At 61.1% G+C, this 14,884-nt stretch carries 11 protein-coding genes and 1 pseudogene; 10 read left to right on the top strand and 2 right to left on the bottom strand.

From position 1 onward, the window contains the following. Positions 1-79 precede the first annotated feature (79 nt). Both olsB and PSH84_RS11410 read left to right on the top strand, forming a co-directional pair. Entirely contained in the window at positions 80-835 is a 756-nt protein-coding gene (gene olsB, locus PSH84_RS11415) for an L-ornithine N(alpha)-acyltransferase (RefSeq protein ID WP_122566783.1), read from the top strand. Beyond that, positions 835-1,626 (top strand): lysophospholipid acyltransferase family protein, encoded by a 792-nt coding sequence (locus PSH84_RS11410; RefSeq protein WP_122566784.1) that lies wholly within the window; start codon positions 835-837, stop codon positions 1,624-1,626. Before olsB ends, PSH84_RS11410 begins: the two co-directional genes overlap by 1 nt. A 114-nt stretch (positions 1,627-1,740) precedes the next feature. On the opposite strand, the gene PSH84_RS11405 is transcribed toward PSH84_RS11410, so the two are convergent. Then, positions 1,741-2,325, bottom strand: coding sequence for an acyl carrier protein phosphodiesterase (locus tag PSH84_RS11405; RefSeq protein ID WP_305482913.1), 585 nt, complete (start codon positions 2,323-2,325; stop codon positions 1,741-1,743). Between the two features lie 157 nt (positions 2,326-2,482). Here PSH84_RS11405 and PSH84_RS11400 point away from each other — a divergent pair, with 157 nt between their 5' ends. The 4 genes from PSH84_RS11400 to PSH84_RS11385 all read left to right on the top strand — a co-directional run bounded on the left by PSH84_RS11400 (position 2,483) and on the right by PSH84_RS11385 (position 5,851). Continuing rightward, positions 2,483-2,785, top strand: a complete 303-nt coding sequence (locus tag PSH84_RS11400; protein ID WP_003198672.1) for an ArsR/SmtB family transcription factor — start codon at positions 2,483-2,485, stop codon at positions 2,783-2,785. A gap of 17 nt (positions 2,786-2,802) precedes the next feature. Further along, entirely contained in the window at positions 2,803-3,969 is a 1,167-nt protein-coding gene (locus tag PSH84_RS11395; protein WP_305482911.1) for an MFS transporter, read from the top strand. A 34-nt stretch (positions 3,970-4,003) separates the two neighbouring features. Further along, positions 4,004-5,053 (top strand): alkene reductase, encoded by a 1,050-nt coding sequence (locus tag PSH84_RS11390; RefSeq protein ID WP_122566788.1) that lies wholly within the window; start codon positions 4,004-4,006, stop codon positions 5,051-5,053. 171 nt (positions 5,054-5,224) lie between these two features. After that, positions 5,225-5,851, top strand: a complete 627-nt coding sequence (locus PSH84_RS11385) for a hypothetical protein (RefSeq protein WP_305470074.1) — start codon at positions 5,225-5,227, stop codon at positions 5,849-5,851. A 348-nt stretch (positions 5,852-6,199) separates the two neighbouring features. Here the strand turns inward: PSH84_RS11385 and PSH84_RS11380 are convergent, their stop codons facing one another. Next, complete coding sequence (locus tag PSH84_RS11380) at positions 6,200-6,832, bottom strand: TetR family transcriptional regulator (protein WP_186704494.1); 633 nt, start codon at positions 6,830-6,832, stop codon at positions 6,200-6,202. A gap of 267 nt (positions 6,833-7,099) precedes the next feature. On the opposite strand from PSH84_RS11380, the pseudogene PSH84_RS11375 reads away from it, so the two are divergent. The 4 genes and pseudogenes from PSH84_RS11375 (at position 7,100) to PSH84_RS11360 (ending at position 14,859) form a co-directional block, all read left to right on the top strand. After that, positions 7,100-8,258: pseudogene (locus tag PSH84_RS11375) on the top strand (efflux RND transporter periplasmic adaptor subunit). Positions 8,259-8,261: 3 nt separating this feature from the next. Continuing rightward, complete coding sequence (gene emhB / locus PSH84_RS11370; protein WP_122566792.1) at positions 8,262-11,426, top strand: efflux RND transporter permease subunit EmhB; 3,165 nt, start codon at positions 8,262-8,264, stop codon at positions 11,424-11,426. Further along, positions 11,423-12,880, top strand: coding sequence for an AdeC/AdeK/OprM family multidrug efflux complex outer membrane factor (adeC, locus tag PSH84_RS11365; RefSeq protein WP_122566793.1), 1,458 nt, complete (start codon positions 11,423-11,425; stop codon positions 12,878-12,880). Before emhB ends, adeC begins: the two co-directional genes overlap by 4 nt. 725 nt (positions 12,881-13,605) lie before the next feature. Continuing rightward, positions 13,606-14,859, top strand: a complete 1,254-nt coding sequence (locus PSH84_RS11360) for an OprD family porin (RefSeq protein ID WP_305482909.1) — start codon at positions 13,606-13,608, stop codon at positions 14,857-14,859. Positions 14,860-14,884: the final 25 nt, after the last annotated feature.

Below are 14,884 nucleotides of genomic sequence, written 5' to 3'. Positions count from 1 at the left end.
CATAGCCTGACTTTGCACAACATGGCTGCATAAAGAAAGTCGACAGGCTGCAACTGAACAGCCCGCACGGAGATTCGCTATGACCCAGATCGCCCGCATCAGCGACACCGGCAATGAACGCCGCCTGCAAGCCGAACGCCTGATTGGCGCCCACGCTTTGCAAGAAGCCCAGGCCCTGCGCTTCAACGTCTTCAGCGGCGAATTCAACGCCAAGCTCAAGGGCGCGGAAAAGGGTCTGGACATGGATGACTATGATGTTCACTGCGCCCACATCGGCGTACGCGACCTGAACACCGGCCGCCTCGTGGCGACCACTCGCCTGCTCGACCACCAGGCCGCCAGCAGCCTGGGCCGGTTCTACAGCGAAGAAGAATTCAGCCTCCACGGCCTGGTCCATCTCAAGGGCCCGATCCTGGAAATCGGCCGCACCTGCGTCGACCCGGCCTACCGCAACGGCGGCACCATCGCCGTACTGTGGGGCGAGCTGGCCGAGGTCCTGAACGAAGGCGGCTACAGCTACCTGATGGGCTGCGCGAGCATTCCGATGCAGGATGGCGGCATCCAGGCCCAGGCGATCATGCAGCGCCTGCGCGAACGCTACCTGTGCACCGAACACCTGCAAGCCGTGCCGAAAAAACCACTGCCGACCCTGGACGTGCCGTCCAATGTGATCGCCGAAATGCCACCGCTGCTCAAGGCCTACATGCGCCTGGGCGCGAAGATTTGCGGCGAGCCGTGCTGGGACGAAGACTTTCAGGTGGCCGACGTGTTCATCCTGCTCAAACGCGACGAACTCTGCCCGCGCTACGCCCGTCACTTCAAGGCAGCGGTGTAATGAGCCGGTTGCGGGTGTACGCGCGTATTGCGCGAGTCTTGCTGGTGGTGACCCTGGGCCTGAGCATGGCCAGCGTGTTCGGCCTGTTCGAACGCCTGGGGGTCGCCAACTCGATGGTTCGTCGCCAGCGCTGGTCGCGCTTCTTCATGGCGCGGCTGAGCCATGCCCTGCCCTTTTCCGTCACCGTCCACGGTCAACTGCCACAACGGCCGATGCTGTGGGTCAGTAACCATGTGTCCTGGACCGACATCCCGTTGCTGGGCATGCTCACGCCGATGTCATTCCTGTCCAAGGCCGAAGTGCGCACCTGGCCGGTCGCCGGATGGCTGGCCGCCAAGGCCGGCAGCCTGTTTATCCGGCGCGGGTCGGGTGACAGCCAATTGATCCGCAAGCAAATGAGCCGCCATCTGGAACAGGCCCATCCGCTGCTGATGTTCCCGGAAGGCACCACCACCGATGGCCGCTCCCTGCGCACCTTCCACGGGCGCTTGTTGTCGGCAGCCATTGATGCCGACGTCGCGTTGCAACCGGTGGCGATCCGTTACCTGCGCAACGGTGAACCGGATTCGCTGGCACCGTTCATTGGCGATGATGATTTGCTGTCGCACCTGATGCGCCTGTTCGCCAATGATCGGGGCGAGGTGCACATCCACCTGCTGAAACCGATTGCCTGCCACGGCCAGGAACGCGCGGCCCTGGCTTTCCAGGCGCAACAGGCGGTGCACAAGGCGTTGTTCGGGACGATTCCCGAGAAACAGCAAGCGCCAATGCGGCCTGCCATTGCGGCCTGATCCGAGAACCTGTGGAAATCCCTTGTGGGAGCGGGCTTGCTCGCGAAGGCGGCTTAACATTCAGCAGAGATGTTGACTGAACCGCCGCTTTCGCGAGCAAGCCCGCTCCCACAGTTAGTTTTGTAGTGCAATCTGGCTCAGCGCAAAATCCTGAAGCTGCGGATAGAACAACCGGAAATCCTCGCTCAACGGCTCATAGAGTCTGACCAGTTCCGGCATCGCCCCTGCCAGCTCCTCCGGCCGGGACAGGCGTCGGGAGATTCCCCGCAGCACCTGCCCCAGCACCTCGAATTCCTGATAAGACCCCAGCCAATCATCCGCCGCCATATAAGGCGCGATCTGCGCCAGGCGCCCCGGCAGTTGCGGTTCGGTATTGAGTACCTGGTACACCCGAGAGGTGAAATCCATCAGCGGCCCCTCGCCGTACAGCATCCAGTCCCGGGCCAGACAGTGATCGAAAAACACGTCGAGGACGATCCCGGCATAGCGCCGGCGTCCCGTGGAAAAACGCGACAGGGCAACGTCCACCAAGGGATGGCGGTCGGTGTACATGTCGATGCGCCGATGCAAGGCAATCGCCGCTTCGATCCGGGCATCGTACTGCCCTTGCAGCGGCCCTTTGACGAAATCGCCGTAGAGACTGCCGAGCAATTGTTCCCGGCCGAGGCCGCCGAGGTGCAGGTGCGCGAGATAGTTCATGGCGAGCAGCTTAGCATCGTCACGCCAATATCGTTATAACCCGATATAGCGATTTATTCGATCCTCAGATCAAATCCATATTGGTATATCGCAAAATAACGATTTAAGGTTCGCTCCATCGCGATATAGCGTTTTACTCACCCCGAGCTTGCCACCCATGACCCTCGACCTCGACGAAATAATAAAAGCCCTGGCGCACCCAGTACGGCGAGACATCCTCAACTGGCTCAAAGACCCCAAGGTCCAGTTCCCGGAACAGTTGCACAACCACGAGTTCGGCATTTGTGCCGGGCAGATCGACCAGCGTTGCGGCCTGTCGCAATCCACGGTGTCTGCGCACTTGGCGGTGTTGCAACGGGCGGGGCTGATCACCAGCCAGAAAGTCGGTCAATGGCACTTCTTCAAACGCAACGAGGAAGTGATCCAGCAGTTCCTCAAGCAAATGAGCCAAGAGCTCTGACCTGACAAGGACCCATCATGCCCCTCTCACTCCTGATCCTGGCTCTGAGCGCCTTCGCCATCGGCACCACCGAGTTCGTCATCATGGGCCTGTTGCCCGATGTGGCGGCCGACCTGGGCGTGTCGATTCCCGGCGCCGGCTGGCTGGTGACCGGCTACGCTCTGGGCGTGGCCATCGGTGCGCCGTTCATGGCCCTGGCCACCGCCCGACTGCCGCGCAAGGCCGCCCTGGTGGCGTTGATGGGGATTTTCATCGTCGGCAACCTGCTCTGCGCCATCGCCAGCGACTACAACGTGCTGATGTTCGCCCGGGTGGTCACGGCCCTGTGCCACGGCGCGTTCTTCGGCATCGGTTCGGTGGTGGCCGCTGGCCTGGTGGCGCCCAACAAGCGCGCCTCGGCCGTGGCCCTGATGTTCACTGGCCTGACCCTGGCCAACGTGCTCGGTGTGCCGCTGGGCACCGCACTGGGCCAGGAAGCCGGCTGGCGCTCGACCTTCTGGGCCGTGACCGTCATTGGCGTGGTAGCGCTGATCGGCCTGATCCGCTTCCTGCCCGCCAAACGCGATGAAGAAAAACTCGACATGCGCTCGGAACTCATCGCGCTCAAAGGCGCTGGCCTGTGGCTGTCCCTGAGCATGACCGCGCTGTTCTCCGCGTCGGTGTTCACCCTGTTCACCTACGTCGCCCCATTGTTGGGTGAAGTCACCGGCGTATCGCCCCGTGGCGTGACCTGGACCCTGGTGCTGATCGGCTTGGGCCTGACCCTGGGCAACATCATCGGCGGCAAGCTGGCGGACAAGAGCCTGGCGAACACCCTGATGGGCGTCTTCCTCACCATGGCCGTGGTGTCCACCGTACTGAGCTGGACCAGCGTGGCGTTGATCCCCAGTGAAATCACCCTGTTCCTCTGGGCCACCGCCTGCTTCGCCGCCGTACCGGCCCTGCAAGTCAACGTGGTGACCTTCGGTAAAGACGCACCCAACCTGGTGTCCACCCTGAACATTGGCGCCTTCAACATCGGCAACGCCCTGGGCGCCTGGGTCGGCGGCAGTGTCATCGACCACGGCCTGGGCCTGACCTCCGTTCCCCTGGCCGCCGGCGCGCTGGCCGTGCTGGCGCTGCTCGTCACCCTCATCACTTTCCGTCAGGGCGGCAACGCCGACCTGGCCCCGGCAACTCATTGACTGTTAACCCTTTCACTTTCGAGGTTGTATTTTCATGGCGACTATTTTCGACCCCATCAAACTCGGCGACATCGAGCTGAAGAACCGCATCATCATGGCCCCGCTCACCCGCTGCCGCGCCGACGCAGGCCGCGTGCCCAACGCGTTGATGGCCGAGTACTACGTGCAACGCGCGTCCGCCGGCCTGATCCTCAGCGAAGCGACCTCCGTCACGCCGATGGGCGTGGGCTACCCGGACACGCCGGGTATCTGGTCCAACGATCAGGTGCGCGGCTGGGCCAATATCACCAAGGCGATCCACGGCGCTGGCGGCAAGATCTTCCTGCAACTGTGGCACGTGGGCCGGATCTCCCATCCGTCGTATCTGAACGGTGAAACCCCGGTGGCGCCCAGCGCGATCCAACCCAAGGGCCACGTGAGCCTGGTGCGTCCGCTGGCCGACTACCCAACGCCGCGCGCACTGGAAACCGCTGAAATCGCCGACATCGTCGACGCTTACCGTGTCGGTGCCGAGAACGCCAAGGCCGCCGGTTTCGACGGCGTGGAAATCCACGGCGCCAACGGCTATCTCCTTGACCAGTTCCTGCAAAGCAGCACCAACCAGCGCACCGACAACTACGGCGGCTCCCTGGAAAACCGTGCCCGCCTGCTGTTGGAAGTGACCGACGCAGCCATCGAAGTCTGGGGGGCCGGCCGGGTTGGCGTGCACCTGGCGCCACGCGCCGACTCCCATGACATGGGCGACGAAAACCGCTTGGAAACCTTCAGCTACGTGGCTCGCGAGTTGGGTAAGCGCGGCATCGCCTTCATCTGCTCCCGTGAGAAAGAAGGCGACGACAGCATCGGCCCACAACTCAAGCAGGCTTTCGGTGGCCCGTACATCGCCAACGAACGCTTCACCAAGGACAGCGCCAACGCCTGGCTGGCCGAGGGCAAGGCCGATGCCGTGGCCTTCGGCGTGCCGTTCATTGCCAACCCGGACCTGCCGGCCCGCTTGCAAGCCGATGCACCGCTGAACGAAGCGCACCCGGAGACCTTCTATGGTAAAGGTCCGGTGGGTTATATCGATTATCCAGTGATGTAAGTCTAAAAAAACAAAAGCCCTGCCTCGAAAGAGCCAGGGCTTTTTTATTTGCGCTTAATATCCAGTCAAACATCCAAACTTCTAAAACCCATCTAACTGTCCATATTATCGCCAGCCACAAGACCAAACGTCTTGCCCGCTTGCAGTCACTCTCTTTGAAAAGGATTTCAAATGAACACTACCCTAGAAAACAGCCAACAGACCAACAATAGTATTTATGAACTCATCGCCTCTCAATTCAGTTGGGCACCGTTGGCCGTGTTGTACCAATTCCTCAAATCACTCGATACGCAAGAATATGTGCCGATGCTCACGGCGCTGATAGAGAAAGCGAACCTGAATGACAAGGTCAACAAGGAGGTTCAAGCCTGGGAACAGGAACGCCTCAACCCAAGCCGCACCCGTCTCGTCGTAAAGTTGATCAACCATACCGACTTGGATTTTGAAGTCGGTGAACATAACTTGCAGTGGAATGCGGACGAGCAACACCCCACACAGATTCTTCCCTGGGATATCCAAGCCTGGAAGTTCGACCTCGCGTATACCCGGCGCCTGGGCAGTCCCAGTAAGGACATGTTCAAACATTTCATTGTGTTCGGCGATAAAGAGTTTGGCTTTCGTTTTGACTTCGGTTTGCGCGTCAATACATCCTTCGGTGTTATTTCACCAACGCTGACCCCCGTCCGGACCCACACACTGACCTCGATTGGAACAAGCCCGATCCAATGCACGACTCGAATCACTCGCACAGCCCGTGAAGAGCCCTATGGTTTTACCGTGGAACTCACGCTGAGCTGAAAAATTCGGCCTCGCCCGTGATGCTGTTCACTTAAGGCTTGCCTGAATCCTTGTGGCGAGGGAGCTTGCTCCCGCTGGGCTGCGTAGCAACCCTTGTGAGCGCTTCGCACTCACGCGGGAGCAAGCTCCCTCGCCATAGGTTCATAGTTTTTACAGCCTCGCCAGGGCCGTCTGGCGGCCCGTTCGCAAGACCTTGTCAACCGGGCTCTTCCTGCACATTTCATCCACGCGAAACAAATTTCCTACAAAATTCGCCGCCGGTTGCCTATCAACCGCGCCAGTGTCGGTTTATAAAAGCATCCTTACGCGCTCGTATTGACACAAACCGACGCAATTACGCGTTTTGTTTCATTTGCGCAGGCTGGGGCTCAAGTGCAGCATGTCCAGCCCGATCTCCACCCAACGCTCGGCTTCACCCGCCAGGGCGAAGCTGTCGGGGGCCAGCAGCCACTGGTACAAAATGCCATCGATGTAGGCATGAATGGCGACTGCCGCCCTTTCAGGGTCCAGATCATCCGGCAACTGGCCGCGTTTCATCGCATTGCGCAACGACAGGGCGATGCGCACATTGCAGTCGAGGCTGACCTCGCGTCGCTGCTGGCGCAAATCGCACATTTCATCGGTGAATTCACACTTATGGAACAGGATCTCATTAATGCGTCGGGTTTTCGGATCCAGGGCCACTTGCTGGAACAACCGGACCAACAACTTGCGAATACAGCCCAGCGGATCAAGCTCCTCTTCGCTCTCACTGGCACGGGCCAACTCGTCGAGCGGCTCGTGCAGGGTATCGAGCATGGCCTGGAGCAGATCCGCCTTGTTGCTGAAATGCCAATAGATGGCACCGCGCGTCACACCGGCCAGTGTCGCGATGTCGGCCAGGGTCGTACGCGCCACGCCACGCTCGAAAAAGGCCTTTTCGGCCGCTTCGAGTATCTGGCTGCGAGTCTCCTGGGCTTCCTCTTTGGTACGACGGACCATGGCAGTAAACACCTCAATCAGGATGCGGTCAGCAATGCGTAAGAATCAGCTGAACAAAATGTGAGGCGACGTCTCCTGGAAGGCGTCCCCGATCTACGCTGGCCTTTGTCAGGCTTTTGTAAATCCGGATATTACGCAATTTGGCTGTTTACAAACAACCATGTACGTAAGTATATTTCTTAGCATCCTACTAATTGAATTACTGCTGCTTTTTTACCTTTCCACCTTTCGAGTGCGCCCGCTGCGCGCCTGGACCCGAGGATTTCCATGCAATTCAAGCCAGCTGTTACTGCTCTGGTTACCGCCATCGCCCTGGCATCTCTGCTCAGCGGATGCAAAAAGGAAGAGGCTGCACCTGCTGCTCCCCCTCCTCAGGTCGGCGTCGTAACCCTCAAGACCCAAGCCTTCACCTTGACCTCGGAACTGCCGGGGCGCACCAGTGCGTTCCGCGTCGCGGAAGTACGGCCACAGGTCAACGGGATCATTCTCAAGCGCCTGTTCAAGGAAGGCGCCGACGTCAAGGCCGGCCAGCAGCTTTACCAGATCGACCCGGCCGTCTATGAAGCGACTCTCAAGAGCGCCGAGGCCAACCTGCGCTCCACCAAGTCGATTGCCGACCGCTACAAGCAGCTGGTGGACGAACAGGCGGTGAGCCGTCAGGAATACGACACCGCAGTGGCCAATCGCCTGGAGTCGGAAGCCAACCTGCAGACCGCCCAGATCAACGTGCGCTACACCAAGGTCTATGCGCCGATTTCCGGTCGCATCGGCCGCTCTTCGGTGACCGAAGGTGCGCTGGTCAGTAATGGCCAGACCGATGCCATGGCAACCATCCAACAACTGGACCCGATCTATGTCGACGTGACACAGAGTTCGGTCGAGCTGCTGCAACTGCGCCGCGAGCTGGAAAGCGGTCGCCTGCAAAAGGCCGGCGAAAACGCTGCCATGGTCAAGCTGACCCTGGAAGACGGCAGCCAGTATCCGCACGAAGGCAAGCTGGAGTTCTCCGAAGTGTCGGTCGACCAGACCACCGGTTCGGTGACCTTGCGCGCCGTATTCCCTAACCCCGACCACACCTTGTTGCCGGGCATGTTCGTCCATGCACAGTTGCAGGGCCGGAGTGAACAGCGCGGCAATCCTGGCGCCGCAACAAGGCGTGACCCGCGACCTCAAGGGCATGCCGACCGCCATGGTGGTGGGCGCCGACAACAAAGTCGAACTGCGCCAGCTCAAGGCCAGCCGCACCGTCGGCAACCAGTGGTTGATCGAAGACGGGCTCAAGGCCGGCGATCGCTTGATCACCGAAGGTTTGCAATACGTACGGCCGGGGGCTGAAGTCAAAGCCACCGAAGCCACCAACGTCGATACCAAGAACCCGGCCCCCGCTCAGGCAGCTGATAAAGCAGCCGGCGGCAAAGGGGAGTAAACCATGTCGAAATTTTTCATCGACCGTCCGATTTTCGCCTGGGTGATCGCCCTGGTGATCATGCTGGTCGGGGCTCTATCGATCCTCAAGTTGCCGATCAACCAATACCCGAGCATTGCGCCGCCAGCCATTGCGATCCAAGTGACCTACCCGGGCGCTTCCGCGCAAACCGTGCAGGACACCGTGGTGCAGGTGATCGAGCAGCAGCTCAACGGCATCGACAACTTGCGGTATGTGTCCTCGGAAAGTAACTCCGACGGCAGCATGACCATCACCGCGACCTTCGAGCAGGGCACCAGCTCCGATACCGCGCAGGTCCAGGTCCAGAACAAGCTGAACCTGGCCACCCCGCTGCTGCCGCAAGAAGTGCAGCAGCAAGGCATCCGCGTGACCAAGTCAGTGAAGAACTTCCTGATGGTCATCGGTGTGGTGTCGCGCGACGGCAGCATGACCAAGGACGACCTGTCCAACTACATCGTGTCCAACATGCAGGACCCGATCTCGCGCACTGCCGGTGTCGGCGACTTCCAGGTTTTCGGCGCCCAGTACGCGATGCGGATCTGGCTCGACCCGGCCAAGTTGAACAACTTCAACCTGACCCCGGTGGACGTGAAAAACGCCATCGCCGCGCAGAACGTCCAGGTCTCGTCCGGCCAACTCGGCGGCTTGCCTGCCCTGCCCGGCCAGCAACTGAACGCCACCATCATCGGCAAGACCCGTTTGCAGACCGCCGAGCAGTTCAAGGCGATCCTGCTCAAGGTCAACCCGGACGGTTCGCAAGTGCGCGTCGGCGACGTTGCCGAGGTGGGCCTGGGCGGTGAGAACTACAGCGTCAGCGCCCAGTTCAACGGCGCCCCGGCCTCGGGTCTGGCGGTCAAACTGGCCAACGGCGCCAACGCCCTCGACACGGCCAAGGCCCTGCGCAAGACCATCGACGACCTCAAGCCCTTCTTCCCGCAAGGCGTGGAGGTGGTGTTCCCGTACGACACCACCCCGGTGGTGAGCGAATCGATCAAGGGCGTGGTGGAAACCCTGGTCGAAGCGGTCGTGCTGGTGTTCCTGGTGATGTTCCTGTTCCTGCAGAACTTCCGCGCCACCATCATCACCACGATGACGGTGCCGGTAGTGTTGCTGGGTACCTTCGGGATCCTCGCGGCGTTCGGCTTCAGCATCAACACCCTGACCATGTTCGGTATGGTGCTGGCCATCGGCTTGCTGGTGGACGACGCCATCGTCGTGGTGGAAAACGTCGAACGGGTGATGAGCGAAGAAGGCCTGTCGCCCAAGGAAGCCACCAAGAAATCCATGGGCCAGATCCAGGGTGCCCTGGTGGGTATCGCCCTGGTGCTCTCGGCAGTACTGCTGCCAATGGCGTTCTTCGGCGGTTCCACCGGTGTGATCTATAAGCAGTTTTCCATCACCATCGTCTCGGCCATGGCCCTGTCGGTCATGGTGGCGTTGATCTTCACCCCGGCGCTTTGCGCCACCATGCTCAAGCCCATTCCCAAGGGTGAGCACGGCACGCCGAAACGCGGTTTCTTCGGCTGGTTCAACCGCAACTTCGACCGCGGCGTACGGAGCTACGAACGTGGCGTGGGCAATATGCTCAAGCACAAGGCGCCGTACCTGCTGGCCTACATCATCATCGTGGTCGGCATGGTCTGGCTGTTCACTCGCATCCCGACAGCGTTCCTGCCGGAAGAAGACCAGGGCGTGTTGTTCGCCCAGGTGCAGACACCGGCCGGTTCCAGCGCCGAACGCACCCAAGTGGTGGTGGACAAGATGCGTGAGTTCCTGCTGCGTCCAAGCAAGGACGGCGGTGAGGGCGATGCCGTGGCGTCGGTGTTCACAGTGACCGGTTTCAACTTCGCCGGTCGCGGCCAGAGTTCCGGCATGGCCTTCATCATGCTCAAGCCATGGGACGAGCGTAACGCCGACAACAGCGTGTTCAAGCTCGCGACCCGTGCCCAGCAGCACTTCTTCACCTTCCGTGACGCGATGGTGTTCGCCTTCGCCCCGCCGGCCGTGTTGGAGTTGGGTAACGCCACCGGTTTCGACGTGTTCCTGCAGGACCGCGCCGGCATCGGCCACGCCAAGTTGATGGAGGCGCGTAACCAGTTCCTGGGCATGGCGTCCCAGAGCAAAATCCTTTCCCAGGTGCGTCCGAACGGCCTGAACGACGAGCCGCAATACCAGCTGGAAATCGATGACGAAAAGGCCAGTGCGCTGGGCATCACCTTGTCGGACATCAACAACACCCTGTCGATTGCCCTGGGCAGTAGCTATGTGAACGACTTCATCGACCGTGGTCGGGTGAAGAAGGTGTACGTGCAGGGCCAACCCGGTTCTCGCATGAGCCCCGAAGACCTGCAGAAGTGGTACGTGCGCAACAGCGCCGGGACCATGGTGCCGTTCACGGCGTTCGCCAAGGGTGAATGGGTCTACGGCTCGCCGAAACTGGCGCGTTACAACGGCGTGGAAGCGATGGAAATCCTTGGCACCCCGGCGCCTGGCTATTCCACCGGTGAAGCCATGGCCGAAGTCGAAGCCATCGCCAAGAAGCTGCCGGCCGGTGTCGGCATTTCCTGGACGGGCCTGTCCTACGAGGAACGTCTGTCGGGCTCCCAGGCGCCAGCGTTGTACGCCTTGTCGCTGCTGATGGTGTTCCTGTGCCTGGCGGCGCTGTACGAAAGCTGGTCGATTCCGATCGCGGTCATGCTCGTGGTTCCCCTGGGGATCATCGGGGCCCTGCTGGCGACCAGCCTGCGCGGCCTGTCCAACGACGTGTACTTCCAGGTGGGCTTGTTGACCACCATCGGCCTGGCGGCGAAAAACGCCATTCTGATCGTGGAATTCGCCAAGGAACTCCACGAGCAGGGCCGAACCCTGGTGGAAGCCGCCGTTGAAGCCTGTAGGATGCGTCTGCGACCGATCATCATGACCTCCCTGGCGTTCGTCCTCGGCGTAGTCCCGCTGGCAATCTCCACCGGCGCCGGTTCGGGCAGCCAGCACGCCATCGGTACCGGTGTAATCGGCGGTATGCTCACCGCCACCATCCTGGCAATCTTCTGGGTGCCATTGTTCTTCGTGACCGTGTCGTCGATAGGCCGTCGCAAAAATACCGACGGGCACGACACTCCTGAAACTTCCAAAGAGGCTGGCCAATGAGCAAGTCGCTACTCTCCCTGACCATCGCCGCCATCGTGCTCAGCGGCTGCTCGCTGATCCCCGACTATCAGCGGCCCGAAGCACCGGTCGCGGCGCAATACCCGCAAGGGCCGGCCTACGAGGCGGCCAATGCGCCCGGCCAGGCCGCCGCCGAGCAAGGCTGGAAGCAGTTTTTCCATGACCCGGCGCTGCAACAGCTGATCCAGGTCGCCCTGGAAAACAACCGCGACCTGCGCGTCGCGGCGCTGAACATCGATGCCTACGCCGCGCAATACCGCATCCAGCGTGCGGACCTGTTCCCGGCGGTCTCGGCCACCGGCTCCGGCAACCGTCAGCGGGTACCGGCACGGGCTTCGCAAACCGGCGAAGCGGCGATCAGCAGTTCCTATTCGGCGACCTTGGGCATCAGCGCCTATGAACTGGACCTGTTCGGTCGGGTTCGCAGCCTGAGCGAGCAAGCGCTGCAGAGCTATTTTGCCACTGAAGAAGCCCGCCGTAGCACCCAGATCAGCCTGGTGGCCAACGTCGCCAATGCCTACCTGACCTGGCAGGCCGACAAGGAACTGCTCAAGCTGACCCAGGAAACTCTCGGGGCCTACGAGCAAAGCTTCAAGCTGACCTCGCGCAGCGCCGAAGTCGGCGTCGCCTCGGCCCTGGACCTGAGCCAGGCGCGCACCGCGGTGGAAAACGCCCGTGTGCAACTGGCCCGCTACACCCGCCAGGTCGCCCAGGACGAGAACAGCCTGACCCTGCTGCTGGGTACAGGCCTGCCGGCCAACCTGAACTCGCAACCGTTGAGTGATGACCTGCTCAGCGAAGTGCCGGCCGGGCTGCCATCGGACCTGCTGCAACGTCGTCCGGACATCCTCCAGGCCGAACGCAACTTGCTGGCCGCCAACGCCAACATCGGTGCCGCACGGGCCGCGTTCTTCCCGAGCATCAGCCTGACGGCCAACGCCGGCACCCTGAGCCCGGACCTGTCCGGCCTGTTCAAAGGCGGTTCGGGCACCTGGACCTTCGCGCCGCAAATCAACCTGCCGATCTTCAACGCCGGCAGCCTGCGCGCGAGCCTGGACTACGCCAAGATTCAGAAAGACATCAACGTCGCGCAGTACGAGAAGTCGATTCAGACAGCGTTCCAGGAAGTTTCCGACGGCTTGGCCGCGCGCCAGACCTACAACGAACAGTTGCAGGCCCAGACCGACTTCGTCGCCGCCAACCAGGACTACTACCGCCTGGCCGAGCGTCGCTACCGCATCGGCGTCGACAGCAACCTGACCTTCCTCGACGCCCAGCGCCAGTTGTTCAGCGCGCAACAGTCGCTGATCACTGACCGCCTTGCGCAACTGACCAGCGAGGTCAATCTGTACAAGGCATTGGGCGGTGGTTGGAATGCCGAGACGGGCAAGAACGAGCCGGTGGCGGAGAAAGCTCCGCCACTGAAATTGTTCTGATTTGAAGCCTGAACGCTGAAACACGAAGCCCACCGGAAGGTGGGCTTTTTGTTTGTGTGCGCTTTAACGCTGGCCTATGTGGGAGCAAGGCTTGCCCGCGATGGAGGCGATGCGGTCTTTCAGGAACCGAGGCGCCTGTTTCGCGAGCAAGCTTTGCTCCCACAGGACCTGCTCAAACAGATCTGATGGGTGTACGACCAGGAGAGCCAGGTCGGCTACTAGGCCGCCTCGTGGTGGACGTTGATCTCGGCGCCCCGTTAACCACAATGCCCGCGTTCGGGCACACCGAGCCTAAGCGAGGTGCCGAGTGGTGGGGCAGGAGCGTTTTGGTTACTTTTGCGCCTTCAAAAGTGACCCGCCGTAAGGGCGGCCCCCTAAGTCGCCGTTACCGCGAAAACGGATATGTACTCAGTCAACAAGAGCAAAGCCAACTGACAGGCCGCCATCGCGAGCAAGCTCGCTCCCACAGGAATGGCATTGGGCCGATGTAATTTTTGCCGTTCGATAATCGCCCAAAACCCGCAAACAGCAATTGAACCGATCCCGAGCGGCCCTTCACCATCGCTCCCACAAAACCAATAACAACAGGTTCGACGACATGCCCCTACGCCCCGCCTCACCCGGCTGATCCCTTGATCGCCTAACCGCCCAGGTTCCACCGCACCGTCTGCAACCCAACGTTGCGGCAACGACTCGCTTCGCCCACAACAATTAGAGACACGCCCATGAAACCCACACAGCACTTGTTCCCCAGCCTCATCGCCGTCGCCCTGACCAGCACCGCCCTGCCCGTCTTGGCCGCGGAATCGGGGTTTGTCGAGGATGCCAAGGTCAACCTCAACCTGCGTAACTTCTACATCAACCGCAACTTCACCAACCCGAACAATGCCCAGGGCAAAGCCGAGGAATGGACCCAGAGCTTCATCCTCGACGCCAAGTCCGGTTTCACCCAAGGCACAGTCGGTTTCGGCGTGGACATCCTGGGCATGTACTCGGTCAAGCTCGATGGCGGTCGCGGCACCGCCGGCACCCAGTTGCTGCCGGTGCATGACGACGGTCGCCCCGCCGATGACTTCGGCCGTTTGGGCGTAGCCCTGAAGGCCAAGGTGTCGAAGACCGAGTTGAAGGTCGGCGAATGGATGCCGGTGCTGCCGATCCTGCGCTCCGACGATGGCCGCTCCCTGCCGCAAACCTTCCGTGGCGGTCAGGTGACCTCCACCGAAATCAACGGCCTGAGCCTCTACGGCGGCCAGTTCCGCGGCAACAGCCCGCGCAACGACGCGAGCATGGAAGACATGTCGATGAACGGCCGCGGCGCGTTCACCTCCGACCGTTTCAACTTCGGTGGCGGCGAATACGCCTTCAACGAAAAACGCACCCAGGTCGGTGTCTGGTACGCGGAACTGTCCGACATCTACCAGCAGCAATATTTCAACCTGACCCACAGCCAACCCATCGGCGATTGGACCCTGGGCGCCAACCTCGGCTACTTCACCGGCAAGGAAAACGGCAGCGCACTGGCCGGCGACCTGGACAACAAAACCGCGTTCGCCATGCTCTCGGCCAAATACGGTGGCAACACCTTCTATGTCGGCCTGCAGAAAGTCGGCGGCGATGACGCCTGGATGCGCGTCAACGGCACCAGCGGCGGCACCCTGGCGAACGACAGTTACAACTCCAGCTACGACAACGCCAAGGAAAAATCCTGGCAACTGCGCCACGACTTCAACTTCGCCGCCGTCGGCGTGCCGGGCCTGACCCTGATGAACCGCTACATCAGCGGTGACAACGTGCACACCGCCACGGTCGACGACGGCAAGGAATGGGGCCGTGAAAGTGAGCTGGCCTATACCGTGCAGAGCGGTGCGCTGAAAAGCCTCAATGTGAAATGGCGCAACTCGACGATGCGCCGGGATTACAGCAGCAATGAGTTCGATGAGAACCGGTTGATCGTCAGCTATCCGATCAGCCTGCTGTAGACGCCGAACATGGATGGAAGCTGTA

Source organism: Pseudomonas beijingensis (genome assembly GCF_030687295.1).
Classification (GTDB): domain Bacteria; phylum Pseudomonadota; class Gammaproteobacteria; order Pseudomonadales; family Pseudomonadaceae; genus Aquipseudomonas; species Aquipseudomonas beijingensis.
This window is presented reverse-complemented; position numbering and strand designations above follow the sequence as displayed.

What these genes read in the sequence shown, in the direction of transcription:
- olsB (WP_122566783.1), top strand. Translation starts at nt 80, where the DNA reads ATGACCCAGATCGCCCGCATCAGCGACACCGGCAATGAACGCCGCCTG.
- PSH84_RS11410 (WP_122566784.1), top strand. Translation starts at nt 835, where the DNA reads ATGAGCCGGTTGCGGGTGTACGCGCGTATTGCGCGAGTCTTGCTGGTG.
- PSH84_RS11405 (WP_305482913.1), bottom strand. Translation starts at nt 2,325, where the DNA reads ATGAACTATCTCGCGCACCTGCACCTCGGCGGCCTCGGCCGGGAACAA.
- PSH84_RS11400 (WP_003198672.1), top strand. Translation starts at nt 2,483, where the DNA reads ATGACCCTCGACCTCGACGAAATAATAAAAGCCCTGGCGCACCCAGTA.
- PSH84_RS11395 (WP_305482911.1), top strand. Translation starts at nt 2,803, where the DNA reads ATGCCCCTCTCACTCCTGATCCTGGCTCTGAGCGCCTTCGCCATCGGC.
- PSH84_RS11390 (WP_122566788.1), top strand. Translation starts at nt 4,004, where the DNA reads ATGGCGACTATTTTCGACCCCATCAAACTCGGCGACATCGAGCTGAAG.
- PSH84_RS11385 (WP_305470074.1), top strand. Translation starts at nt 5,225, where the DNA reads ATGAACACTACCCTAGAAAACAGCCAACAGACCAACAATAGTATTTAT.
- PSH84_RS11380 (WP_186704494.1), bottom strand. Translation starts at nt 6,832, where the DNA reads ATGGTCCGTCGTACCAAAGAGGAAGCCCAGGAGACTCGCAGCCAGATA.
- emhB (WP_122566792.1), top strand. Translation starts at nt 8,262, where the DNA reads ATGTCGAAATTTTTCATCGACCGTCCGATTTTCGCCTGGGTGATCGCC.
- adeC (WP_122566793.1), top strand. Translation starts at nt 11,423, where the DNA reads ATGAGCAAGTCGCTACTCTCCCTGACCATCGCCGCCATCGTGCTCAGC.
- PSH84_RS11360 (WP_305482909.1), top strand. Translation starts at nt 13,606, where the DNA reads ATGAAACCCACACAGCACTTGTTCCCCAGCCTCATCGCCGTCGCCCTG.